The following is a 24,410-nucleotide window of genomic DNA, read 5'->3' on the forward strand; positions in this document are numbered from 1 at the left end:
GAAATTCGAATCGATGTCGAAGTTACGCCAGATCGCGTTCCTCGAACAACAAAAGCGCCAGCACGAAGGCGATTCCCACGTAAAGCAGTGTCAGAACGCCGCACATCGACAGATAGGCAGAAGATACGGCTTTTCCCGTCCCGATGGCGGTCTCGATGCTGAAGTTTTCGAGCATCGGCACAATCACCGACAGCAAGGTCGCCGCGAACGATACGAATTCGAGACGGCCCGCCGTGGCGTCGACCACCGTCGGCAACAGGTGCCCCAAAATGTAAAGAAGCGAGCAAATCATCAGGTTGGGAACCAACGGCAGTCGCATTGAGACGGCCACGGCAATCGATCCCAACACGCAGGCCTCCATGAACGAGAGAGCCAATCCCGGCAGGACGCCCACCATCTCGGCCTGACATTCGGCGACGGAAGGATCGGGGCGGGCCAATTCCCGCGATTCGTACTTCACCTTGTACGAGACCGTGGTCAAGAACAACGCTCCCAAAACGACAAACAACAAGGCAACCGGCACCATGACGCCGAGAAACTTGCCGACGACGAATTGCCATCTCGCCACCGGTTTCGACAGCAAGGTCAGCGCTGTTCGGCCCTCGATCTCTTCTGCGACCGACAAGCTCGCGGTCCACACTGAAAGCACGACGGCCAGCAATTTAATCAGCGTGAGGCCCTCGATTTTGAGCATCTTGATGTCTTCCCCGAGCGTGTTGTACGGAATGAAGGGGAAGAGCAGCAAGGCGATTACACCGATGGCCACGAGCACGCCGTAAATCGGCTGCGAAGTCGCTTCGCGAGCCGTCGTGTGAACGATCGCACCGACGCGGGGAAAGAGACGACGGAGCAGTCGCGTCCCCAGCACAACCACCGGAATCCCGACCGCCAGATAGACGACCACGATCCATAACGGCTTGATCCAGACCGGCAGCATCGCGTACAGCGTACGCAACGATCCCAACCAGTCGGCCAGAAGCAATGCGTCCGTCATCCGAAAGCAAACCTCACGACTACTGAGTTAATCGGTTTAGTGATCTTTTACCTGTTTCAGCCGTTTACGCCGATGCAATGTCGTACGGACGGGCAGCCGCCGTGGTTCTTCCACGATCGGACTGCAATAGTTCCATGCTACCATCAAGCTGCCGAGAACGCAGCCGTTTCGTCGAAGGGTCCGCGGCATCTCGCCCCGTGCCATCGGCAAATCACTTTGCCTAGATTGCACAATCGCTACAACCGACCCGGCTGTTCGGACAACGGGCAATTCGGTCAGTAGCGGATGGTAAACGCTCCAAACTCGTCGGTAGCTGCTCGCACGGACGAGTGAACGTCGCGAATGTAGCCGCGCATTCTACGTTGGAGATCGTCCAAGAATCGGTCGAGTTCCGCAGGTTCTCCTTCGGCGATCAATTCTACGCGTCCGTCCGGAAGGTTCCTGACGTAACCAGTGATTTGATAGGACCTTGCGATTCGCTCGGTCGTGTAACGAAATCCCACGCCCTGGACGCGGCCGCTGAAGTACACCTCGCGTCGCTCCATGTTGCGCGATCCTCCCGTCGTCGCGACGTAACAAACGACCTTGACCGAAGTTCCGACGATTTCGTAGAACACCCGCGACAACCGTGGTTGAGCTTTAAGTCTTCGTGATGTGGGTGATACGCCGTGGATAATCGATCCGGAACCGCCATTTTCAGCATTTTACTGGGATCGGCGATCATTGCCACGCTGAGTTTCTGTGGCAATGCGCGTGCCGAGGTGATTCTTCTCCAGAACGGTGCAGTGATCGAGGGGCGAATTCTAGAGAAGGCCGATTACTGGCGAATTGCCGTCGAATCGGGTGAAGTTTACGTTCGCCCGAGCGATATCGACGAGGTCGCTCCCAATTTGGATGAGGTGTATCGTCGCCGCGCTGCCCGCATTACGCCCGGAGACGCTGAATCGCACCTTCGTTTGGCAATCTGGTGTGCGCGGTATCGATTGATCGAACAAGGTCGGCGAGAACTGACCATAGCGAAGGCGATGGCTCCCGATCATCCCCTGGTGGCGAACGCTGAAACGCAACTGGAGGCCGCTGCATCCTTACTGGAATCGGGGGCGACTACCGCGGAAGCGGAAGAATCAACCGCGCCGGTTCCACCGACTCTCCGCGGTGCCAAGACATCGCAACAAGAGCTGGCTGAATTGATGGAGACATTGCCCAAAGACGCCGCCATTCAGTTTTCCCGCACCGTTCAGCCGATCTTGGCCAACAGTTGTGCCGTCTCGGGATGCCACGGAACGGGTGCCCCAGAGAATTTGCGGCTGCATCCGCTCCGTCACGGCATCTTGGCTCCTCGCGAAACATTGAACAATTTGCGTCGAGCACTCGGCTGGATCGACTACCGCACGCCGGGAGCGAGTCCGCTTTTGGTCGTGCCGTCACAACCGCACGGCGGTTTACCGGCTCCCGTGTTTTCGGGCAGACGGTTGGCTCAGTACCGGGAACTCCTTTCGTGGGTTGAAGCGGTTACACAAAGGCCGACTCAAGAAGAAACGGCGCCGACTCCCTTGGTTAACGACGTCCCACCGTTGCGGCTGGACGAGGTGCCTACGGCTTCCTCCGTACCGGCGACGAAATCTCCCGTCGGCGACGACGAAGGTTTCGACGAATTGGAAGCAATTTACCGCGAGCTTGGCGGATCGGTACCCGAGGCGTCTTTGCAAAACGATTCTGCGGCCCCATCGGGCGTTGTCCCGGCAGCCGCCATGCAATCACCCGCCCCCAGTTTTCAGGCAATATTCCAGCGACCGGAAGCGTCCCCTGGCGTTTCGTCCCCGACGGGGGTACTGCCCGGCAATTCGAATCTCCGAAACGACGCCGGTAACGAGCACGCGACGCCCGGGGCAATTCGAGATCCCTTCGATCCTGCGATTTTCAACCGCAAGTACCATCCGCAGGAGAGCGACAACCAAGGCAAACGCGAACAGCCGTGAGCAAACGGCGCTTGGGATGAAGTGTCAGGATTCGAGGGAAAATTCCCCTCGTTCGACGGCGTCGAGAAAGGCGAGATTGCTTTCCAGCAAGTCGGGATGGGTTCGTAACTCCGAGACGGTCATCCAGAACAACTCGGCGACCTCCGCGGGATTTGGAACAGGAACGCTGTCGACGGCCATTGCAGCCGACCACCACGTCAGGTGAACGTTCCACGGAGTCATGCTTTCCCAAAGACGTCGCAACGGCGTGATTTCGACAGCCAGCTCTTCGCGAAGTTCCCGGATGAGCGTTTGCGGTTCCGATTCCCCCGGAAGCATGCCGCCCCCAGGAAAACAGAGTTTTCCCGGAGCTGCGACTCCATTTGCCCGCCGGATGACCAACAACTGTTCGTCTCGGCGGATCACGGCGACTACACCCCGTCGCTGCACATCGTTCTGAGAAGTAGGATTCGCCGAGCTGGCGCCGACCTCACCCCTTCCTGTATTGCCCATTTGCCCTACCTTTCCTGCAAAAAGAAAGTGCCATTGTGGCGGGCCCCTCGACGTGCTAACTTCCCCAAAGTTTTCTCGGAGAAGTGCCGTTCAAAATGGTGTGAGCAAGGCCGGTGCGCGTTTCCGCCTGCCGACGACCGAGATTACACACCGACATTGCTTCCGCGACAAGGTGGAGAAACGACACATGCGCAAGCGACATTGGGAGCTTCCATTATTGTGCTTTTTCCTGGCGGTGATCGCGACCGGTTGTCGTACCCACACCGAACAAGGCGCGCTGGTAGGCGGGCTCATCGGAGCCGGAACCGGTGCGCTGATCGGCGATGCTGTGGGCAACACGACGGCAGGCACGGCGATCGGAGCCGGGATCGGCGCGATGACCGGTGCCACTATCGGTGACTCGCTGGATCGCATCGACGCGGAGAATCGCGCGCGCATTCAGGCACAGTTGGGGCGGGAAGTGAGTTCGGGCCTGGTCACCTATGACGACGTGATTGCGATGACGGCTGCGGGAGTCTCGGAAGAATTGATCATCAATCACATCGAAATCAACGGTATGGAGCACCCGCCGACGACCCAAGATTTGATCAATCTGCAACAGGCCGGTGTGAGTACAGCGGTCATCAAGGCGATGCAAAAACCGTCGCGGCGCCAAATGCAATCGCAAACGGTCGCCTCGCCTGCCACGACGCGAACTGAAACGATCGTGGTGCACGACAATCCGCCGCCGGTCGTCATCCATGAATACCATGATCCGTTCTTCTTCCATCATCCGCGGGTCTATCATCATGTTCCACCGCGGCCGGGCGTGGCCTTCGGGTTGCATTTTCACGATTAAACGATCATCTCCGTGTACAAGCTTTCAACGAATGCCTTGGTCGCGATCGGCCGAGGCATTCTTGTTTTCGGCAAGCGTCGCGGTGCTTGACGAGCGATTGATCGGCGCATTAGCCTGAGGGCCGGTACGAAATCCCAGCTTTCGATTACACCGGTTCCGCGGGAGGTTGCCGTGAATACGCACTGGAGGGTATCGTTTGCCACGTTTATCTTGTGGATTGCGAGCCTGGAATCAGGCGTCGTTGCTACAGAACCGATTGGCGTCGTGACATCACCGAACGGGAAGCTCGAGTTCTCCATCATTCTCGAAAACCGGCGATTGTCCTACCAAGTTTCTGCCGTCGATGCGGGCAAGAAAGTTCCAATCATCGGCGATTCTCCTCTTGGTTTGGACATGGCCGACGAAGACTTCTCCTCGGCGCTGTGGTTTGTCGAAGCAACGCCGCAGCATACGGTTCGCGAACGGTATACGATGGCGACGGGCAAGCGTTCGGAGTGCGCCTACCAAGCCAATCAACGCGTCTTTCGCTTTCGCAATGCAAAGGGAACTCTCTTCGATCTGCAGGTACACGTAGCCGATGACGGGACTGCTTTCCGCTATGCCCTTCCGGGAAGTGCGGACGAGCCGATGCGCGTCGTCGCCGAGAAAACCGGCTTTCGCATACCCGAGGGTGCCAAGTCTTGGATCGCACCTTGTTCCAAATATTCGAAGTGGACCCCCGCCTACGAAGAGTTCTATACGAACGGAACGCCCGCCGGTCAGGATGCGCCGGGGGAACCCGGATGGACCTTTCCGGCGTTGTTCCAATTGTCGAGCGGGTGGTGGTGTCTGGTGACCGAATCGGGTACCGACGGCACGTACTGCGGTTGCCGTTTGGCGGCCAAGGTCGAAGACGGGCTCTACCGGGTACGATTCCCTGCTCCGGAAGAAGGCTGGGGGCAAGGGGATGTGTACCCCGTGATCCAATTACCGTGGAAGTCGCCATGGCGCGTTTTGATCATCGGTGCGAAGCCGTCGGTGATCGTCGAGTCGACGTTGGTGACCGATTTGGCTCCGTCGTCGCGGGTCGACGATACATCGTGGATCAAGCCCGGTCGCGTTTCCTGGAGTTGGTGGTCCGATCACGACAGTCCGCAAGATTTCGACAAGCTGAAGACTTTCGTCGATTTAGCCGCCGAAATGGGATGGGAGTACTCGCTGGTCGACGCCAACTGGACTTTGATGAGCGGCGGTAATGTTCGGGATTTGGCCAAGTACGCCCAAAGCAAGGGCGTGCGGCTCTTGCTGTGGTACAACTCCGGCGGCGAACACAATATCGTCACCGAAAAGCCTCGCGGCGCGATGAAAAGTCGTGAAGTTCGGCTGTTCGAATTCGATTTACTGCAACAATGGGGTGTTGCCGGAGTCAAAATCGACTTCTTTCAGAGCGACAAGCAGAACATCATCCAGCTTTACCACGATATCCTTCAAGATGCCGCCGAGAAGCACATCCTGGTCAATTTCCACGGTTGTACGATTCCGCGTGGCTGGCAACGGACCTGGCCGCATCTCATGTCGATGGAAGCCGTCAAAGGCGCGGAATGTTACACGTTCGCCGCCGATTTTCCGTCCAACGCGCCCGTACACAACACGATCCTTCCGTTTACACGGAACGCGATCGGTTCGATGGATTACACGCCGGTCGCCTTCAGCGACGATCGGTATCCGCACATCACAACCAACGCCCACGAACTCGCCTTGTCAGTCGTGTTCGAATCGGGTTGGTTACACTTCGCCGACAGCGTCGAAGCCTATCGTAGCCTTCCTGATGCTCCCAAACAGTTTCTGAAGACGGTGCCCGTCACGTGGGACGAGACGCGACTCTTGGCCGGCTCTCCCGGCGACTACGTCGTAATTGCGCGACGCAAGGGTGAACGATGGTGCATCGGGGCGATCAACGGCCGAAATGAAGCGAAAGACATTTCGCTGACGTTATCGCTCGCCCCTGAAGGCGAGTGGAAGGCCGTATGGATCGGCGACGGCGAGAGCGATCGGGAGTTCGCTGTGAAAAGAGGCATTCTACGTGACGGCGACGAGCTTCGCTTGAAACTGCGCCCATTCGGCGGCGCCGTGGTCGATTTGCAGCCGTAAATCGGGGATCGACGCAAGACTGGATCGCGCATGTGCCCCTGCAACTGAGGCAGGATGCGTTCCTGTCGGGGGGAACCAGTCTGTCGTTCGACGGTGGATGCTCCCTTGCCGTTTCGTTGCGGGCACCGACCGACCGCGGCTATAATGGGCGTGGTTGAAAAACCTTTGCCACCGTGTTGCGACCGTTCGACTCGTCCCAAGGAACGATCCGGCTGGATGTGCGGTTCTCTTGAATCCGGTTTCCGCACGATTGGGGCACAAACTCTCGGAACAGGGCGATCGTGCCGAGAACTTTTCGACCTAAATGGGCGATCGCATCGAACGACGCCGAGGGGGCGGGTGCGCGCTCCTCTCCGGCGGGCGGTGTCGGAAAAACAGCAGGCTTCTGCAGGATGGTAGCAAGGGCACGGAGGGCCGACACATGGTCTACAACCGTTTCTTTCAGTTTATGATCCTGCTGAGCTGGGCCGGCTCCATGTCGTGGTTGCTGGCCACCAAGATCCTGCCGGCACTCATCGTCGGCGACCCACCGACGTACGAGCAAATCGTCGAAGCCCAACGGCGCGACAATTTGGTGGCATGGCAGTTGCGGTTCGACGACGAGCATATCGGAACGGCGATCACGCACACGCACCCCGCGTCGAACGACATGACGCAAGTCGATCACGTTATTCACTTCGACGACTTCCCCGGCGACAAGATGTTTCCTACGGTGTGGAAACTTGTGTTAGGGCCTTCGGGGACACATCGACGGTTTCGTCTCGATCTTCGGTCGACCATCTATTTCGACGGTTTGAAGCGATTGTCGTCGTTTGAAACGAAGCTTTATCTGCCGCCGCAAGAAGAAAGTTTGTTTTCGATTCGCGGCTCCATTGAACAAGACGTGTTGTCGCTCTATTTTACCAGCCCCGGTTTTCGCTACGACACCGAATTGCCTCTCAGTCAACGGTCGATATTGACCGACCAGTTCGCCCCCCAATCGCAACTGCCCGGACTGAAAAAAGGACAGGCATGGACGATCGAAGTGTACAGTCCGTTTTCCATCGCACAACATGTCGAAGGAACCCGTCCGCTGGAAATCCTCCATGCCGAGGTGGTCGGCCAGGATTTCATCAGCTGGGAAGGGCGTCCGACGCGTGCGTGGGTGGTCGAGTATACCGACGATCCCGGTAGGCGGGTGAACGGCGACCATCACGTGCGAGGACGCGTTTGGGTGGCCCCCGAAGGGACGATTTTGCGACAAGAGGCAAGATTGGGAGCCGGAAAACTCTTACTCGTCCGCATGGATCGCGCCCGAACACTGCAATTGGCACGTCGTGAAGGTATGTTGGAGTGACTCGTCGATCGCACGGCCGGAGTCGAAAATCGCCATGATTGAATATGACCATGTCAGCCGACGTTACGGCAACAAGTTGGCCGTCGATGGGCTGAACCTGAAGATCGAGCCGGGAGAGCTGTTCGCCTTCTTGGGGCCGAACGGCGCGGGCAAAACGACCTCAATCAAAATGTTGGTAGGCCTCCTCCGACCGACGACCGGTCACGTACGTGTTTGCGGCATCGATACCGCTGAATCGCCGCAGCAAGCAGCCCGCTACATGGGATTCGTACCGGATCACCCCTATTTGTATGAAAAACTCAGCGGGCGCGAATTCTTGTCTTTCGTGGGGCAATTGCGAGGGCTGGAGGGGGACGACCTCGAATCCCGTATCGAGCGTGAAATAGAGCGATTCGAGCTACACGACTTCGTCGACGACCTGGCCGAGACCTATTCCCACGGCATGCGGCAACGTGTGGTGTTTGCTTCGGCGGTGATGCACGACCCGAAGGTGCTCGTCGTCGATGAACCGATGGTCGGCTTGGATCCGAAGACCGCCTGGCTCGTCAAAGAATTGCTGCGACATCGCACGGCCGAGGGCGGTATCGTCTTCATGTCGACGCATACGCTCAGCGTGGCGGAGGAAATCGCCGATCGTATCGGCATCATCAATCACGGGAAACTCCTGTTCTTGGGCACGATCGACGAGCTGCGGCGTCGCCGGATGCAGCAATCGGGCGAAGCCGATGTGTGCACGCTGGAACGACTCTTCCTTGCAATGACGGCGGAGGAGCTGCTTACGACACGCGCGCCCGACGGCAATGGAAAACCGCACGCCGCCGGGACACCATCACCGACGAAACAAATGGAAGGAAACGAGGTTTCGCCTTGAGCATGCCGAGCCATCTCGCACCGCAAAGGGATGCTTCGATCGCGGCTCGCAAAACGGACGTCGGCGAGCGCGAGCCGCCGCCTCTCTTACCGCCCGAGGTGGAGGGCAGCTTGTTTTGGCAGATTCGCATTCGGGCTGCCCGCACGATCGTCCGCCAAACGTTGACGCAAGCCACTTTCCGACTCCTGCTCATCTGCCTGCTGGGCGGAATCTTGTGGCTGGTGTTGTTCTACCTGTTTCACGACGGTTTTCTGTTCATGCGCGACGCCGTACCGATCGGCGATTTACGCGAGGACATCGTGCGTTATGTGCTGGGTACGTTCTTCATGACGTTGGCCGTCATGTTGGTTTTCTCGTCGGCCATCATTATTTTCGGGGCGGCGTTTCGCGGCGCGGATACCGTTCAACTGCTGACGTTGCCCGTGCGGCCCGAACGAGTCTTCTGGATGAAGTATCAGGAAGCCGTTTTGCTGTCGAGCTGGGGCTTCCTCTTTCTGGGCACGCCCGTGTTGGTGGCTTACGGCGTGTCGGTTCACGCGCCGTGGCCGTATTACGCCATGATGTTGCCGTTGATGATTTCCTTCGTGTACATACCGTCGGCCGTCGGTGCCTTAGTCACGTTGGGAGCGGCCCGGTTCGTCAGTCGCTTGCGCAATCTCCTGATCGGCGCAGGATTCTTCGCCGTGTTTGCGGCCGGATATCTCGTGATCCAGTGGCTCAGCACCGTCAAAGATGCCAACGTCTTGACCATCGATTGGTTGGAAGGAACGCTGTCGCGCCTGCGAATCACGCAGTTTCGTGTCTTGCCGAGCTGGTGGCTGACGACGGGCTTGCTTTCGTTCGCTCATAATCAAACGGCCGACGGCACGATGTTCTTCGCCGTGCTGACGACAAACTCGTTGGTAGCCAATCAGATCGTCGGGTTTGCAGCCCGACGAAGTTACCGTCGCCTGTATCAGTCGGTAGCCGGACGCCGAGGGCGTCGACGCGGATCGACGGCCGCGTTTCGCGTTTCTCTCTTCGATCGCCTCTTCCGATTTCTGTCTCCGCAGGTGCGGTTGTTGATTCGAAAGGACGTGCGGATCTTCCGACGAGATCCGATCCAATGGTTGCAAACATTGATCTTCGGCGGATTGCTGGCTTTCTATTTCTTGAACATGCAGCGGCTGTACTACGATCGCGCTTACGCCCAGTGGATCAACAGCATCAGCTTGTTGAATCTGGCCGTCATCGGCCTGCTGCTTTCGACCTTTACGACCCGATTCGTCTTCCCGTTGATCAGTCTCGAGGGGTTACGATTCTGGATCCTCGGGCAATTGCCCCTCGACCGAAACGCCGTGGTGTGGAGCAAGTTGACCTACGGGGTCATCGGTTCGCTGATTCCGGTGGCCGCGCTGGTTGCGCTGAGCGACGCCATGTTGGGCGTCGACACGATGGTATTCTTGTCGCACCAACTGTGCGCCGTGCTGATGAGTTTGGGGCTTAGTGCGATCGCCGTCGGACTAGGTGCCCGATTTCCGAATTTCCGGGAAGAATCACCGTCTCGCATAGCTGCGGGTTTCGGCGGCACACTGAACCTGGTGGTCAGCACGTTTTACAATGTCTTCATTTTGCTGAGCGCCGCCCTGCCCGTGCACCTCGAGTTTCTGAGCCGATCAGCGAACACGTTGCCCGTCCTCGGGTTCAAAGTCGCCATCAGCGATTGGATCGCGCTGTGGGCTTGGCTGGGGCCCATGGTTGCCGTATTCCTGTGCCTCCTCACGACCGTCGTCACACTGATTGTGGGCATCCGGCATTTTCGCAAGATCGAATTCTGACCCCCGCCGGGACGGCCGCCACCGCGTCGGGATTTGTTGATCACTGTGATTCGGGGGATCACATCTCCGATGCGCGGATCAACCGGAAGAAATCGTCGAAGAACCCCGGATACGTCTTGCGGGTACAGCCGGGATCCAAGATCGCCACTCCCGGAATGCGCAGCCCCGCAACGGCGAAACTCATCGCCATGCGATGGTCGTTGTACGTAGCGATCTCGGCGGCACGGTATTCCGACACCGGCCGCGGATGGATTCGCAGGCCGTCGTCGAATTCTTCGACTTCGGCTCCCAGTTTGCGAATTTCGGTCGCGACGGCGCTGATGCGATCCGTCTCTTTGCACCGGATATGGGCTACGTTCCGGATTGTCGTCGGACCTTCGGCGAAGAGTGCGACGACCGCCAACGTGGGCACCGTGTCGCTGATGGCATTCATGTCCAGCTCACGTCCGACAAGGCGTCCTCCCGTGACGCGAACGGCGTCGGATTTGTAACGTACACCACAGCCCATCTCGCGCAGGCAGTCACAGAACCGGACGTCGCCCTGCAAGGCGTTTTCGGTGAGTCCGTGGACTTCGATCTCGCCGCCGGTGACGGCCGCAGCAGCAAAGAAATAGCTCGCCGCCGAGGCATCCGGTTCGACGGCATATTCGCATCCGCGATAAACACCCTTATCCACGCGAAAAATACGATCATCCTCAACGTGTACGCTGGCGCCGAACGCCTGCATCACCTCGATCGTCATCCGCACATACGGTACTGAAACGAGCGTGCCCCGCACTTCGAGAACGACCGGAGCTTGTGCGTACGGAGCGGCCATCAGCAGGCCACTGAGAAACTGACTGGAAATGCTTCCGTCGACATCGGCCCGCCCGCCTGGAAGCCCATCGGCACGCACAATCACGGGAGGGCAGTCGTTTCCAAATTCAGTGGTGACATCGGCCCCCAACACACGCAAGGCTTTGACGAGATCTCCGATTGGACGTTCGCGCATGCGCTGTATGCCGTCTAACCGATACGTGCCGCGGCCCAGCGTGCATAAAGCAGTCAAAAAACGAATACTCGTCCCGCTGTTGGCGAGAAACAGGTCGCCCTCCGAAGCCGGGATGCGTCCGGCGCAGCCTTCGACTTCAATCTGCTGTTGATCAGGCGAGTGAATGACGGCGATGCCCAACCGTCGCAGGGCCTCGATCATCACTTGCGTATCTTCGCTGTCCAACGCACCGGTCAGTGTCGAACGCCCATCGGCCAAGGCGGCACACACCAATGCGCGATTCGTAATACTTTTCGACCCCGGCGGTACGACTTTCCCTTTGACGGGACCGGAAACCGGAATCGTGATGACCTCTGGCAAGCCCACCGACGTAAACTCCTTTCACTCAACCGGTCATGGACGACCGGGTATGATTTCCATCTTGTTCAGATCTGCTATCAACTGTCGGACCAGTGCCGCATTGCCCGTCCGTCGTGCAGCTTCGAGAGCCACTTGAGCCATCTGCGAAGCTTCGGCCTGGCGTCCGGCCGATTTTGCTTTGCGCGCAGCCGCCATGCTCGTGTCGACTAATTGCCGCAGCCCATCTCGGCTTCGCGTCGACTTGATCAGTTCACCGGCGACGGCAACCTTGGCCGCCCACTCATCAACCGCGAACCGTCGTGCGGTTGCTTCCACGGCCGCAAACGCAGTTGACGGATCACCGGCCCGAACCGCCCAATCGCGGCCCATCATAAGCGCAGCGTATGCTCTCGCGGAGTCGGTTTCTCTCCGTCCGCGGTCGATCAGTGCTCTCGCCAGACGAATTTGCTGTTCGGCAGTTTGGGCGGCTTGAATGTCGGCGGCCAGCTCTTGGGCGATGACGGATGCCGCGGCAGTCCGGGCGTTTTCGTCCGGCGGTTGGCTTCCGGCAGAAGGAGGCTCGTTCCCCGCTGCCGGAGCGAATCTCAACGCTTCGATCAACCAATGCGTATCCACGCCTTGGCGCTGAGCCGTTTCCCAAATCCGACGGGCTTGAGCGGGATCGCCTTTCGGATCGACCGCCAGGTACGCTGCGTAAATCGACTGCGTTTGTGGATCCGTCGCAAAGGTTCGGCGCACAATCAAGCGAATCAAAACGTCGGGAATGTCCCGAATCAAGTAGGTACGGTTTTGACCGGCCGCACGAATCGTCAACTCTCGCGGCGTACTGTCGACGACGATGATGTACGTTTCGCCGATCGCGAATTCTTCTCCGCCTTCAAGTCTCGCCACGCCCTGCGCAAGCGCACGCCAGAATTCTTCCAAGTGGTTCAGAAGTTGATCCAACGACCGCACGACGTTTCTTCCGCGATCATCGCGCACGGTTGCCGCCAAGGCGTTCAGTCGCGCTCTCGCGACGTCAGGATTACGTTCGGCCATTGCCTGCCACACCTCGCGTGCAGCTTCGATGAATGCGTCATCCGGCGGATCGGCGGCCGAACCGCTCGGCGTCCCCTCCGTAGCGACCGGAGGACTCGGCGGAACCGGTTCACTCGATGGAGCGACGGGAACCGGTGCGGCCGGCGGCGATTGCCCGGCAGGCTCTGCAGCAGGCAACGCATTCGCCGGCTCGTTTGCGGCGTCGGAACCGGAGGCATCAATGACCGCCGGCGGATCTTGCCCGGCATCGTTATCGTTTGTAGATGTCGTCACCGGCGATCCAGACCCCGCCGCACTGCTCGGTTTCCCATTCTCTTTCGGAGAGGCCGCCTGCGGCGGCAAAGGCGCCGACGTCGCCGTTGCCGTGCCCGCTCCAGGTTCCGGCGTGGCCGGTAACGTCACGGGGGGCGGCGAAGGGGGTTCTTCCCCGCGCGCAGGTTTGGACGCGTCGGCGAGTTGGGTTTCAGCTTGAAGCTGCAAGTGAGCACGGACGCGTTGAACCACGATTCCGGCCAACACAACCGCCACCAGCAGTAACCCGAATGCGCCCGCTCGGTAGAGCACATCAACCGTACCGAGTTTCGGTTTCGGTACGCTCGTTTGCGGTGAGATCGCCGGCCTCGGCATGGACGAAACCGGCCGGTCGTCTACCGGAGAGGCTGCCGTTTCGTCAGGTTGGGCGAGCGTTGTCATACTTGTGGGAGAGGGTTCCGGCCGGGCCGGGCCCAATGCTGCCTTCGGGCGATACGAGAACTGCGGTGGTGAAGGGCGAGCACTTCGCGCCGTCGTATCACCGGTTGTCGACGTCGGCTTCGAACCGCGAAGCGATGCGTCATACGCCGCTTTGGAATCCGGATCCAACAGGCTCTTTTTTGCGGTCTCCAACTCGTCCAGCAGCCGGGCCCATTCTTTGAGATGCTCTCCGGGCCGAATTCGCCGAACAGAGGCCAAGAGTGCATCCGCCGTACGGCGGATCGTGTCGAGGTCTTCCGTAAAACGGGGAATGCCCAACAGGCTGTAATGGTCTTGCGGCTCAAAATCAGGCGGACGATTCAGCCATTGGTGATACGGGTTGAAGGGACTACTCATGGACCGGACCTCGTCTTCTCTGTTCGGCTGCCCCATTCCGTTTGCATGATTGCCGACGATGTATCGTCCTTATGCATTCCCCGGGGAGATGCAACCCACTAACAACGGGGGGAAAGGACGACTCGTCATCCTTATTGTAGCTTCCGCAGCCATGGGCCCAAACGGGGTGAGAAGTAAGAATGGCGAGCAAGCGGAAACCCGAATAGCCGGCAGGCTCGTCGGTTCAGGCTGGAAGCAAATGCCCCATAACGTCACCCGCCCGCACGATTCGAAGAGCGTCGACGAGCCGGTCGAGATCGGCTTTCGTGTGTGCAGCAGTCGGGGTCAAACGCAGCAAGGAGGTCCCCAGCGGAACGGCCGGATACGTCGCGGCCGCCGTACAAATCCCCAAGGCAGCCAGTCGTGCACACCACCGCAGTGCGTTCTCTCCGCGGGCTATCAGGGGTGTGATCGGTGACTCGGTCGGGCCTACCGAAAACTCTGTTTCCCGCAACCGAGAACGCAAGTGCTTTGCGTTTTCCCAAAGCGTTTTTCGTGCATCCTCGGCTGCACGAACCAACCGCAGTGCTTCTTGCGTGGCCGCCACGATCGCGGCGGGCATCGCCTTGGTAAAGATGAACGTGGGGCAATTGTATCGGAGGAAAGTGATCGTCTCGATCGAACCGCAAACGAATCCGCCGATAGTACCCAATGCCTTGCTGAACGTCCCCAAATGCAGATCAACGACGTCTGCTGCTCCGTACGCAAAGGCTGTACCTTTCCCTTGAGGTCCGAAGACCCCCGTCCCATGCGCGTCGTCCACAATAAGGCGAAACCCGTGTGCAGCCTTCAGGGCCCGCAATTCCTGGAACGGTGCCACATCTCCGTGCATGCTGTATACACCATCAACCACAACGCCGACCGGACGACGTGAGGCGTTGCGTCGAAGCAAATCCTCCAAGTGCCCCAAATCGTTGTGTCGGAACACGCGCACGATTGCCTGTGAAGCTCGAGCACCGAGGTGTAACGAGGCGTGGGCCCTTTCGTCGATCAGCAGCAGGTCGTCACGACCGAACAAGCATGCCACGACTCCCATCGTTGCCATGGCACCGGCCGAGAACACGAGGGCGGCCTCCGTCTCTTTGAAAACGGCCAACGACTCTTCCAATTCCAAGTGCAGGCGAGTTGTCCCGGTCAACAACCGAGACCCCATCGGCGCGGCAGGCCCAAACTGCTCGGCGGCCTCGACATAAGCCCGATGGACATCGGGATGATTGGCGATCCCCAAATAATCGTTCGATCCGAATTGCAGCAAGTGCCGCCCGTTGTCCTTCACGCGGGCTCCACAATTCCAAGGCGGCATCGGTCGTTCAAAGATTTCTCGGAAGAGGCCGACCGACTCGCTTCGCTGCTTGGACGAAGTAAATTCACGACATTTGGCAAATAGGTCGGCCATGGCTTTGGCCTCAAAAGACAAACCAGAAAAGATAGGAAAATCCGGCTATTTAAGGCTAGTCACGATGGAGACAGCGTACAACCAGCCGATGGTGGCATTTTCCTTTGTTCCATTGCCGCCAAACAAAGAAACGGCTATTATGACAATTGTCGACCACAATATCGCAAACCCCCAGCACGACGGGGTAGAGGAGAAGTCCTGATGCTTTCGTTCTCAAAGACGACCGGCTACGCCGTATTGGCGTTGGGTTGTTTGGAAGCCTCCGGCGGAAAATGGGTACTTTCCCAACAGATTTCGGCGTGCACCGGCGTGCCGATGCCCTATTTACGCAAGATTCTCCACTCGCTGAGTAAAGCGGGGCTCGTGAATACCAAGCGAGGATATCAAGGTGGGTTTTGTCTCGCAAAACCGGCGGACGAAATCCGACTCATCGACGTGATCAAAGCGGTCGAGGGACTTCCGGAAAAACCTTTGTGTCTCCTTGGACTGACCGAGTGCAACGACTCGGCACCTTGCCCGTTGCACCCCTATGCAGGCAAACTACGTGACGAAGTCCGGAGGCGTCTCGAGGAGACGACGGTAGCGTCCGTTGCCGAATACGCCAAGATGGTGCAGGCCGACCTGATTCGTTGCCGCCCTAATCCTCGGCTGGAAGAAAACGACGAGTCAACCGCCGCCGTTGAGGCGGCAATCGGAACCCGGCTCGAGCAAATTCTGCCGCACTTGGGACCTTTCGGCACCACGGCCGAACCTTGCGGTCCCTCCGGGAGCTGCGGATGCAGCCCGCAAGCCGGCGATAGTGCCGACACAACACCGTCGGGCGACGAGGCATCGGCACCATCCAAGGATGATTCCCATCCCCCCCAAGATTCTTCGGCTTGATTTTGCGACCGTCGCTCCTTTTTGTTTTGGTCGAGCGTGAGACAACCACTATACTGGCGTGTGCCGGTCAATTGCTCAACTCACCCGCAAAGGGGCATTCCGATGAACATGTGGCTTTCGCTGCATCGGCCTTTGGAATTCTTGAAGTCGGTTGTCTCTGTAACCGGCATTCTCATTGCGGCGTCGATGCTTTCGGGATGTTCTCCGCCGGCCGACGCATTTTTGCCGGGTGGTGCCGGGACGGGCGCAACGGCGTTCGGGCCGATGGGAACCGGCGGAGCAATGGTTACGGCAACCGTTCCGGCGATTCCGATGGATCTTCACGTGCGGCCTCCCCGCCGAACCGAAAGGTGGCAACGACAAGCGGCTGCGTCGGAACTACTAAGGCGGCTTTCGGCGGCGGAGCAGGCCGAACGCGCAGGGATCGTCGAGCCGAGGTTGTCATCTCCAGCTTCCGATCCGAACACGGAAAAAACCGCCTTTCGCTTTCGAACGGCGACCCAATTACTCAATGAGGCCGTAACCGCGGGCTGCGAGCGAGAAATGCTGGAATCGCTCGTCATGTCGCTTCGGACTGCTTCGGACGAATGCTGCATGGAGAACGGACCAGGCAATTTGCGTCAAGAAGTCCTGTTCGTATTCAGCCTTGCGATCCTGCACCAAAATGTTCCCAAGTTCGTACTGGAATACCGACCTTACTTCACGTTGCAAGGCCGACTGGGTTGCGATCGGTGGCCCGACATCGTTGCGTTCAGTATTGCAGCTATCGACTCGTACGAAGACACACGTGCCGGGGATTTTCTTGTACGTATGGTGCTGCGTCCAGAGGCAACCAACGAACCGATGCGGTGTACCGGGTGGGCCGCAGCATTCCTACAGGCGTACGACGTGAATGATTTCTCCATCGAATTGGCGGCTCAAGCCGAAGCCATGCCCGAGCCGGCCGGCACGAAAACTCCGCAAGATTCGCTTTGGGCAATGCTGGGGACCGATTCTCCACGGTCGATGCTGGAGCACTTGTCGACGATCGATCAATTTCGAAGCGGCTGGACGGATCACGCAATTCGGACCGACCGAGAGTACCGTCGGTACTTATGGCGCACGATGGCCCTTTCCCCGTTGACGGCGCCGCCGGTCGTCTACGTAGACCAACTGCAACAAAAGAATCACCTATTGAGCACCCCGCCGATCTCGACAGAATTCCTACTTGCCGCAGCGCCCGAGGGAACAGTCGAGGCGTTGGTTGCGAAGAAGCTGTATCAACCCAGTGTTCATCGGGAGTACTTCGAATCGCACCTCGACCATCCGGCGATTTCCGATGAAGAAAGAGCGAGGATTCGAGGCATCATGAAAACGGACTGACCGATTTGCGCACCCCATAGCGTAGCCGGACGCGCGATTCGCCCAAGCGACTATCGTCTATGACTTCCGAAGCAACGAGCAACAAAAAACCTTCTTTCGGGCAATCGACAATCGCACGTATCCTGCGGATGCCGGAGCGAATTTTGGCCGCTGTCTTGATCGGTCTGGTATACCTTTACAAGCTGACGCTCAGCCCGTGGCTTGGGGCGAGCTGTCGATTCACGCCGACCTGTTCGACGTACTTCATCGAAGCGGTTCGCAAGTACGGCCCCATTCGAGGTGGGGCGAAGGGATTGTGGCGCATTCTCCGCTGCAATCCATTTTGCAAAGGCGGCTACGATCCACCGTAACACCGCAAGCCTGCATCAGTACGGATAAAGGCCCTTGAGCGATCGGGCGGTGATATCGGGCCACGTATATTCGATTCCGACGTCGTCCGATTTGATTTCGATGCCCCCAAGTTCGGGATCCCATAGCCACGTCCATTGCCGCAATTCATCGCGGTGAAGCATGCATCGATCGAGCACTCGGGTCCGCTTGTTCTTTTTCCACCCGCCGTAGGCCCAATCATATTGCCACACTTCGTGCCGAATCGTGGCCGCGCCCGGGAAGTGCCCTTCGTAGCTGGTCGGCTTGTCCCGAATAAGCATGACCAACGCGCGGGCGGTCTTGTCGTTGCCTCCGATGTAAAGCGGTTCGACCTTGTTCTCGTAGTGACGCGACGCGGCGATATCTTCCAGAATCCAATCACGATGTTCCTCGGCAATCTGCGTATCACCGGCAAAGAATGGATCGAATTCAAGAACAGGAGGATAATTGAATCCCTCGATGCGAATACGAGGATCGGCCAGCAGAATGACGTCGTACATACCTGATTTCAAGCCTTTGAACACCCACCTGCCGTTTCCTGCCGAGGTCGCCTTTGCCGTGACGTAGGGCGCGTCGATCTTTGCTTTCGGATCGACCGGGCGCACCGGGTTACCATCTTGGTCCCAGCGTTGGATAACCCCCACCAGCTTAAGCGATGACGGGGCACCGGTAATGGAAAGCGTGAGATCGGCGGCCGTTCCGGCTGCTGGAGAGACCGATGCGATCATTACACCTGCCAGGCAGCAAACGGTCGTGAAGTATGCTCGGCTCATGATCGATCTCCGACGATGTGAAATGAAAGGGCAATGGGACCGAAATGCAAACGTGGCTCCCAACACTCACTATTGCCGCGGTCTTCCGACGGGAGCCTTCGGCGGCGTGATTTCTCCGGTTTTCACCTTTTCGAGGTACTCGCGCACCTCCGGAACCAAAGGACTGCCCGGATAGTCTTTCAACAGCGACTCCAATGTTGCGATACAGCGATCGACGCGCCCCATGGCGATCTCGCTGCGAGCAGCCAAAAACAGTAGTTCTTCGATGTAAGGCGAATAGGGATTCACGACCAGCAAGCGGTCGGCCAAGGCGATAACCAGCTCATGCTTCCCTTGTGCCGCCCAATAACGCCCCTCCAAAAGAGGCAAGTATCCTTCGATCATGTCGCCGGGAAAGTCTTCTTTCCACCGATGGATTTCGTGGATTGCCCGTTCCCATTCCCTTTCTCGCAGGAAATCTTCTACTGAGCGGCTGTACGCGCCTTCCCATGCGGTACGCTCGATGTGAGAGCGTTCCGCGGTTCGGATCGCTTCGGCCTTTTGGTAGGCCTTTCGAGCTTCGTCGCCGTTGCCCAAGGCGGCCGCCAAATCACCGCGAACACGGTAGAGGCGTGCCAACAGCGCGCGGTCCCGCGTATCGTCCGAAATCAAAGGCACGGCGGTGGCCACGAGATTCTTTCCCAATTCCTTGTTCCCCATATCGTTCAAAGCCACGTCGGCAGCAGCGGTGAGTGCGGCAGCCTTCAATTCGTTGACTTCGATACGCTGCGCCGCGCCGTAGTAGATTCGGCCCGCAGTTTGGGCGTCTCCAAAATGCTCTCTCGCCAACGGTGCCGTCAATTCGGCCAGTTCCCACAGGGCTTGATCGCCTGCTGCTGCGGCATCCGCCGAGAACACAGGTAGCGCAGCCTGAATCGCGGCGTTCAAGTATCGATCGCGATTCGCTTCGCGCTCTGCGCGTTGTTCGGGAGTTTCTGCTTGCGGAAGCGTCGCTTCAGGGTCGACCGTCGGATCTCCTACATTCGGTTTCGGCGGCGGTAGATATTGATCCGCTTTGAACAGATACGCTTCGACCAGTTGTCGAAGAGACAGCAAATCGAGCTCGGCCGAATCGTATGTTTCCAGGACAGGTAAGAAATCGTCGAGCGTATAGAGTTTGTCTTTCTTGGTAAGGCGAGGCGGATACACATACACACGATTGACGACCTCGAAGTCGCGTCCCGCACGGCGGATCGCCTCGCGAACCGTGTAAAGTCCGGGCTTCAAGTAGACGTGCATCGGCGTGAGCTCCGATGAGGTCTGCCCGTCGCCGAAATCCCACGTCACTTTACCGCCGGCCAAGAGTGCCGTCGGCGAATTGTCGTAGAACTGCACGCCGACAAGCGGCGTCGGATTGTCGGGTAGCGGTACGTCGCACAGAATCTTGACTCGAAAATCGGGAACCAGCGATTGCTTGGCGAGGACCGGTCGGCCGACCGTTCCGCGAGCTACGAGATGCGCGCGGAACGCTTCCCTGGGAATCGCGACGGGAGCCGGCTTTGGAGCCTTGGGATTCACTTCCCAAGCAGCCACCGCCATTCCCTCTTGGGTTGTTGCGACGTGATAGTATTCGAATGCGTGTGCTCCGGCAGAAAGTCGAATGTCCTTGCGCATGCCGGGTTTTGCCCACCGTTCGGGCCGATGGCGTCCCGGGGCTGCGACGACTTGCTTCCCATCGATAAGCAGAAAGCTGGCATCCTGGCTCGTCGTAAGAAAGCCGTACGTACCGGCCGAATCAATATACAAAGTGCCGCTATACCGACTGAAGTAGCCGCCCGGACGGTACTCGAAGATGTTACCCGCATGGGCCACACCGTCGACGAAATCCGCACCGATCGGCACCGCCTGCTCGAACGCCTGACGCACCGATTCGAGGCTATTGAGATTGCAGTCGCGATATTCCCGGGTTTCGAGCAACAAGCCGACGGCGGCCGTCCACGCAGGCAACGCATCTTCGGGAATAGGGTCGCCCCCGTACAAGACCTCGTACGAAGCGGAGCCGTTCGTTTGAAAAGCCAAGCGGCAAAAGTCGCCCGGACCGAGCTGCAAGATACGCGTCGGAACGAAGTCGCTTCCTGCGGCGACCACCACGTTGTCGCCCTTCGGCGAGATCATCCCGTGGTGCCAAAACTCGACGACCACCACACGTGCGTTGCGGGCATCCGCCGCCAAGGCAACGGGGCGCACTGCTTCGAACTGGGCTCCGCCTCGGCGAAACGACTGGCCGAAGAGCGGTGACGACAAGACAAGACCGGTGCTCACGACCGTGATGCACCACAGGCACCGACGCAAGAAGGTCCTCTGCATGACGTTCTGTTCCGGCAAGTGCGAGGATGAGGATTGAAGGGAACGCCTTCATAAACTAATGTAAAAGCAGGCTTTTCGGAATGGAAGGAGGAAATCTCGTCATGTCTCCACACGCATCGGCTGCGTCGCAGATGTCGCCCGAGGAAGCCGTTCGCCGGGTCTCGCAGGCACGGGAGCTGCTGCTCAAGGAAGTGCACAAAGTCATCATCGGGCAAGATGAGATGATCGAGCAGATGATGATCTGCATCTTCGCCCGCGGACACTGCCTCACCATCGGTGTTCCCGGCCTGGCCAAAACGCTGACGGTTTCCACGCTCGCCAAGGCGCTTCATTTGAAGTTCAGCCGCATCCAGTTTACGCCCGACTTGATGCCGAGCGACATCACGGGTACCGAGATCATCGATGTCGATCCCGAAACCGGAAAACGCGAATTTCGATTCGTGCGGGGGCCGATTTTCGCGAACATCGTTCTGGCAGACGAGATCAACCGAACGCCGCCGAAGACCCAGGCTGCGTTGTTGCAGGCCATGCAGGAATACGAAGTGACTTCGGCCGGAAACACGTATCCGTTGGAACAGCCCTTCTTCGTAATGGCCACCCAAAACCCGATCGAGCAGGAAGGAACGTATCCGCTTCCCGAAGCCCAGCTCGACCGGTTTATGCTGTCGATCAACATCGGCTATCCGACGCGGGCGGAAGAGCGCGAAATCGTCATGGCGACGACGCAAACGGTCAAACGCGACATTTCGCCGGTCTTGCAAGCGCGAGACATCTTGTGGATCCAGCAACTCGTGAGGCAGGTGCCCGCGTCGCAGCATATGGTCGATTACGCCGTCGATTTGGTGCGGGCGACACGTCCGAAGGAACCGCCGAGCCCCGATTTCGTCAAGAATTGGCTGGCATGGGGGGCCGGACCGCGTGCGGCGCAAAACATGGTGTTGACCGCCAAAGCCCGGGCTATTTTGCACGGTCGTTTCGCCGTCACCGCCGACGATATCCGTGCCGTTGCGTACCCGGTATTGCGCCACCGTATCTTTACGAATTTCAACGCCGATGCCGAAGGTGTCGATGTCGATCAGGTAATCGAAAAGCTACTCGAAACCGTACCGGAACCGACGTACGGCGAGAAAATCCCCGTCGGAAAAACGCCGCCGAAGAGCGCCAAGGCCGCGAAGGCACCTCCTCCACCTCCCGAAGCCGGAGACGCCCCCCCTCCTCCGCCCCCGGTTGCGGAGCCTCCGGTGGCCGCACCGCCGAAAGTGGAACCGCCGCCAGCACCGTGAGAAAACAATCTTCGCCTTCTGTGGCTCGATGCCCGGCGTTCGAGCGGTCCGCGTTCGCCGTCGGAAAACGCTCACTTTTCCGGGGGTCAGTACAGGATGGGCACCGAGGGCGGAATGTCGACTCCCAGTTGGCGCAAACAGCGGGCCAGCGCCCATTGCGTAAACATGTGGTGATCTCCGCTGCCTTTTTCGGTGATCACCTCGAGAATCGAATCGAGGGCGGGCTCTGCCTGCGAGCCGATCTGTGCCAACGTGGCGGCCGCCTGAAGCCGGACATACTCGTCGCTGCTTCGTAACTCGCGGGCGAGACGGCTCACCGCCCGTTTGGAATCTCCCATCCGACATAAGGCCTCAGCCGCGACGATCCGCACTTCGGGCGAATCGTCCGACAGCAACTCGTGCAGGCGGGCTTTCGCGGCCGATGCATCGACTTCCGGGGCCATCATCGCGGTGACGGCCCAGTAACGCACGGCCGGATCATCGTGATGAGTTCGCTCGATGAGTTGCTCCAAGGAGACTTCCGGTCGACCGACAAGGTCGGCAGTCGCCGCAATCTCGGCCACGGGAAAGCGGTCGTCATCTTGGGCCATCGCAAAAATCGTGTCCTCTCCGGCGCGGCGGAACATGTCGCCCTCGGGCAACAAGCCCGTATCGCGGCGGGAGATCATGAATTCGATCAGCACGTCGTGAAGCTCTCGGCGAACCGACTCGTATTGGGGATCGCCGGCCAGGTTGTGCAGCTCGTCAGGGTCGGCCTCGAGATCATAAAGTTCCTCGATCGGCTTGACCGGCTGCATGTAGAGTGCCCTGGCACCGTGCAGACTTCCCTCCTTCGCCAGCCTTCGCCAGTCCCGCACCATCAACGCGGGTTCGCAGTATTCGCTGATATCCATGTACGGTCGATGCGGCATGAAGTTGCGAATGTACTTGAACCGTCGGTTTCGTACGCCGCGCGACATCTCGAACACTTCGTCGACGCGATCGCGGATCAAGTACACGTATTTTCTCGGGGGGGCGGCGGCAGGCCCCAAAAAAGCTTTTCCCTGCATCGTCTCGGGAATCGGAGCCCCCGCCAGGCTCAACACCGTGGGAGCGAAGTCGACGAAGCTGACCAAGCGCCCGATTGCACTCCCCGGCTTGCCGGGCGCCAAATGGCGGTACTTCTCCGGAAAGCGGATGATCAACGGCACACGAACACCCGAATCGTAAAGCGCCCGTTTGTGTCGGGGGATACCGCTCCCGTGGTCCGAATAGAAGAACACGATCGTGTCGTCGGCTAGACCGTCTTCCTCCAACTGCTTTAGATAATGTGCCGCCCAGGCGTCGGCCGCACTCATCTGGTCGTAAAAGCGGGCCATTTCTTTACGAAAGCCGGGCGTGTCGGGAAAGTAAGGCGGAAGGGGCACCGTATCAGGATCATGGTGCGCGAACGGCTCGAACGGCGCCGTTTCTTTCGCAAATTCGTCCTCCGGCATCCTCACCCGGCTTTGATGGGTCATCATGCAATTGAACACCGCGAAAAACGGCTGTCCCGGTTGGCGATGGCGCCAGTGAGCGGTGTTGCTGGACTCATCCCACACTCCGGGCGGTTTGCGAAAGTTGTAATCTTCTTTGACGTTGTTCGTACAGTAATAACCAGCCTTGCGTAAAAGTGCCGGAAAACACGGAATCTCTTCCGGCAAGCGTATTTCAGAACGAAGGTGTTGCGAACCGAGGCTCACCGGGTACATGCCCGTGATCAGCGTCGATCGACACGGCGTGCAAACACTTGCCGTACCGAACGCCTGTGTATAGCGAACGCCTTCGGCGGCCAGGCGGTCGAGATTGGGCGTATCGGCGTACGTGTCGCCGTAGCAACCCAAATTGCAACTGGCGTCTTCGATCGTCAGCCAAAGGATGTTCGGTCGCTCTTCAGCCTGCGACGTTCTGAAACCTACCGATACGGCAATCACCGCCGTCATTACGGCGGCCCATCGCAAGAAAACGCATACCCGCTGCATCGTGGCATCTCTCGAACGGGGCGAC

Annotated in this window: 19 protein-coding genes; 10 read left to right on the top strand and 9 right to left on the bottom strand. The window is 58.8% G+C overall.

Features of this window, described 5'->3' with window-relative positions:
- Positions 1–22 precede the first annotated feature (22 nt).
- Together ACYQ2I_RS10050 and ACYQ2I_RS10055 are read right to left on the bottom strand one after the other, a co-directional pair.
- Positions 23–994, bottom strand: coding sequence for a hypothetical protein (locus ACYQ2I_RS10050; RefSeq protein ID WP_460166879.1), 972 nt, complete (start codon positions 992–994; stop codon positions 23–25).
- A gap of 275 nt (positions 995–1,269) precedes the next feature.
- Positions 1,270–1,539: an acylphosphatase gene (locus ACYQ2I_RS10055; RefSeq protein WP_460166880.1), complete on the bottom strand. Its 270-nt coding sequence runs from the start codon at positions 1,537–1,539 to the stop codon at positions 1,270–1,272.
- Between the two features lie 123 nt (positions 1,540–1,662).
- Between ACYQ2I_RS10055 and ACYQ2I_RS10060 the strand changes: the two genes are divergently transcribed.
- A complete protein-coding gene (locus ACYQ2I_RS10060; protein WP_460166881.1) occupies positions 1,663–2,973 on the top strand; it encodes a hypothetical protein in 1,311 nt (436 codons plus the stop codon).
- 24 nt (positions 2,974–2,997) lie between these two features.
- Here ACYQ2I_RS10060 and ACYQ2I_RS10065 read toward each other — a convergent pair whose 3' ends face one another.
- On the bottom strand, positions 2,998–3,402 hold the full coding sequence (locus tag ACYQ2I_RS10065; protein ID WP_460168412.1) for an NUDIX domain-containing protein: 405 nt from the start codon (positions 3,400–3,402) through the stop codon (positions 2,998–3,000).
- Positions 3,403–3,652: 250 nt separating this feature from the next.
- On the opposite strand from ACYQ2I_RS10065, the gene ACYQ2I_RS10070 reads away from it, so the two are divergent.
- The 5 genes from ACYQ2I_RS10070 to ACYQ2I_RS10090 all read left to right on the top strand — a co-directional run bounded on the left by ACYQ2I_RS10070 (position 3,653) and on the right by ACYQ2I_RS10090 (position 10,457).
- On the top strand, positions 3,653–4,303 hold the full coding sequence (locus ACYQ2I_RS10070) for a YMGG-like glycine zipper-containing protein (protein WP_460166882.1): 651 nt from the start codon (positions 3,653–3,655) through the stop codon (positions 4,301–4,303).
- Positions 4,304–4,567: 264 nt separating this feature from the next.
- Complete coding sequence (locus ACYQ2I_RS10075; RefSeq protein ID WP_460166883.1) at positions 4,568–6,433, top strand: glycoside hydrolase family 97 protein; 1,866 nt, start codon at positions 4,568–4,570, stop codon at positions 6,431–6,433.
- Positions 6,434–6,854: 421 nt separating this feature from the next.
- Positions 6,855–7,769, top strand: coding sequence for a hypothetical protein (locus ACYQ2I_RS10080; protein ID WP_460166884.1), 915 nt, complete (start codon positions 6,855–6,857; stop codon positions 7,767–7,769).
- Between the two features lie 34 nt (positions 7,770–7,803).
- The gene (locus tag ACYQ2I_RS10085) at positions 7,804–8,640 is read left to right on the top strand and encodes an ABC transporter ATP-binding protein (RefSeq protein WP_460166885.1); all 837 of its coding nucleotides are present in this window, start codon (positions 7,804–7,806) and stop codon (positions 8,638–8,640) included.
- 2 nt (positions 8,641–8,642) lie between these two features.
- Positions 8,643–10,457 carry a putative ABC transporter permease subunit gene (locus tag ACYQ2I_RS10090; RefSeq protein WP_460166886.1) on the top strand — a complete coding sequence of 605 codons (1,815 nt, stop codon included), beginning with the start codon at positions 8,643–8,645 and terminating at the stop codon, positions 10,455–10,457.
- A 58-nt stretch (positions 10,458–10,515) separates the two neighbouring features.
- On the opposite strand, the gene aroA is transcribed toward ACYQ2I_RS10090, so the two are convergent.
- The 3 genes from aroA to ACYQ2I_RS10105 all read right to left on the bottom strand — a co-directional run bounded on the left by aroA (position 10,516) and on the right by ACYQ2I_RS10105 (position 15,250).
- Entirely contained in the window at positions 10,516–11,814 is a 1,299-nt protein-coding gene (aroA, locus tag ACYQ2I_RS10095) for a 3-phosphoshikimate 1-carboxyvinyltransferase (RefSeq protein WP_460166887.1), read from the bottom strand.
- A 27-nt stretch (positions 11,815–11,841) separates the two neighbouring features.
- A complete protein-coding gene (locus tag ACYQ2I_RS10100) occupies positions 11,842–13,935 on the bottom strand; it encodes a hypothetical protein (protein WP_460166888.1) in 2,094 nt (697 codons plus the stop codon).
- Between the two features lie 223 nt (positions 13,936–14,158).
- Complete coding sequence (locus ACYQ2I_RS10105) at positions 14,159–15,250, bottom strand: aminotransferase class I/II-fold pyridoxal phosphate-dependent enzyme (protein WP_460166889.1); 1,092 nt, start codon at positions 15,248–15,250, stop codon at positions 14,159–14,161.
- Positions 15,251–15,571: 321 nt separating this feature from the next.
- Here ACYQ2I_RS10105 and ACYQ2I_RS10110 point away from each other — a divergent pair, with 321 nt between their 5' ends.
- From ACYQ2I_RS10110 to yidD, 3 genes are all read left to right on the top strand, one after another.
- Positions 15,572–16,252, top strand: coding sequence for an RrF2 family transcriptional regulator (locus tag ACYQ2I_RS10110; protein ID WP_460166890.1), 681 nt, complete (start codon positions 15,572–15,574; stop codon positions 16,250–16,252).
- A gap of 102 nt (positions 16,253–16,354) precedes the next feature.
- Positions 16,355–17,614, top strand: a complete 1,260-nt coding sequence (locus tag ACYQ2I_RS10115; protein ID WP_460166891.1) for a hypothetical protein — start codon at positions 16,355–16,357, stop codon at positions 17,612–17,614.
- Positions 17,615–17,742: 128 nt separating this feature from the next.
- Complete coding sequence (gene yidD / locus ACYQ2I_RS10120; RefSeq protein ID WP_460166892.1) at positions 17,743–17,964, top strand: membrane protein insertion efficiency factor YidD; 222 nt, start codon at positions 17,743–17,745, stop codon at positions 17,962–17,964.
- 15 nt (positions 17,965–17,979) lie between these two features.
- On the opposite strand, the gene ACYQ2I_RS10125 is transcribed toward yidD, so the two are convergent.
- A complete protein-coding gene (locus tag ACYQ2I_RS10125; RefSeq protein WP_460166893.1) occupies positions 17,980–18,756 on the bottom strand; it encodes a hypothetical protein in 777 nt (258 codons plus the stop codon).
- 69 nt (positions 18,757–18,825) lie between these two features.
- Positions 18,826–21,102, bottom strand: coding sequence for a PKD domain-containing protein (locus tag ACYQ2I_RS10130; protein WP_460166894.1), 2,277 nt, complete (start codon positions 21,100–21,102; stop codon positions 18,826–18,828).
- A gap of 101 nt (positions 21,103–21,203) precedes the next feature.
- On the opposite strand from ACYQ2I_RS10130, the gene ACYQ2I_RS10135 reads away from it, so the two are divergent.
- Positions 21,204–22,385, top strand: a complete 1,182-nt coding sequence (locus tag ACYQ2I_RS10135; RefSeq protein ID WP_460166895.1) for an AAA family ATPase — start codon at positions 21,204–21,206, stop codon at positions 22,383–22,385.
- 86 nt (positions 22,386–22,471) lie between these two features.
- Here the strand turns inward: ACYQ2I_RS10135 and ACYQ2I_RS10140 are convergent, their stop codons facing one another.
- Complete coding sequence (locus ACYQ2I_RS10140; RefSeq protein WP_460166896.1) at positions 22,472–24,385, bottom strand: sulfatase-like hydrolase/transferase; 1,914 nt, start codon at positions 24,383–24,385, stop codon at positions 22,472–22,474.
- Positions 24,386–24,410 lie beyond the last annotated feature (25 nt).

This window comes from Thermostilla marina, assembly GCF_054657455.1.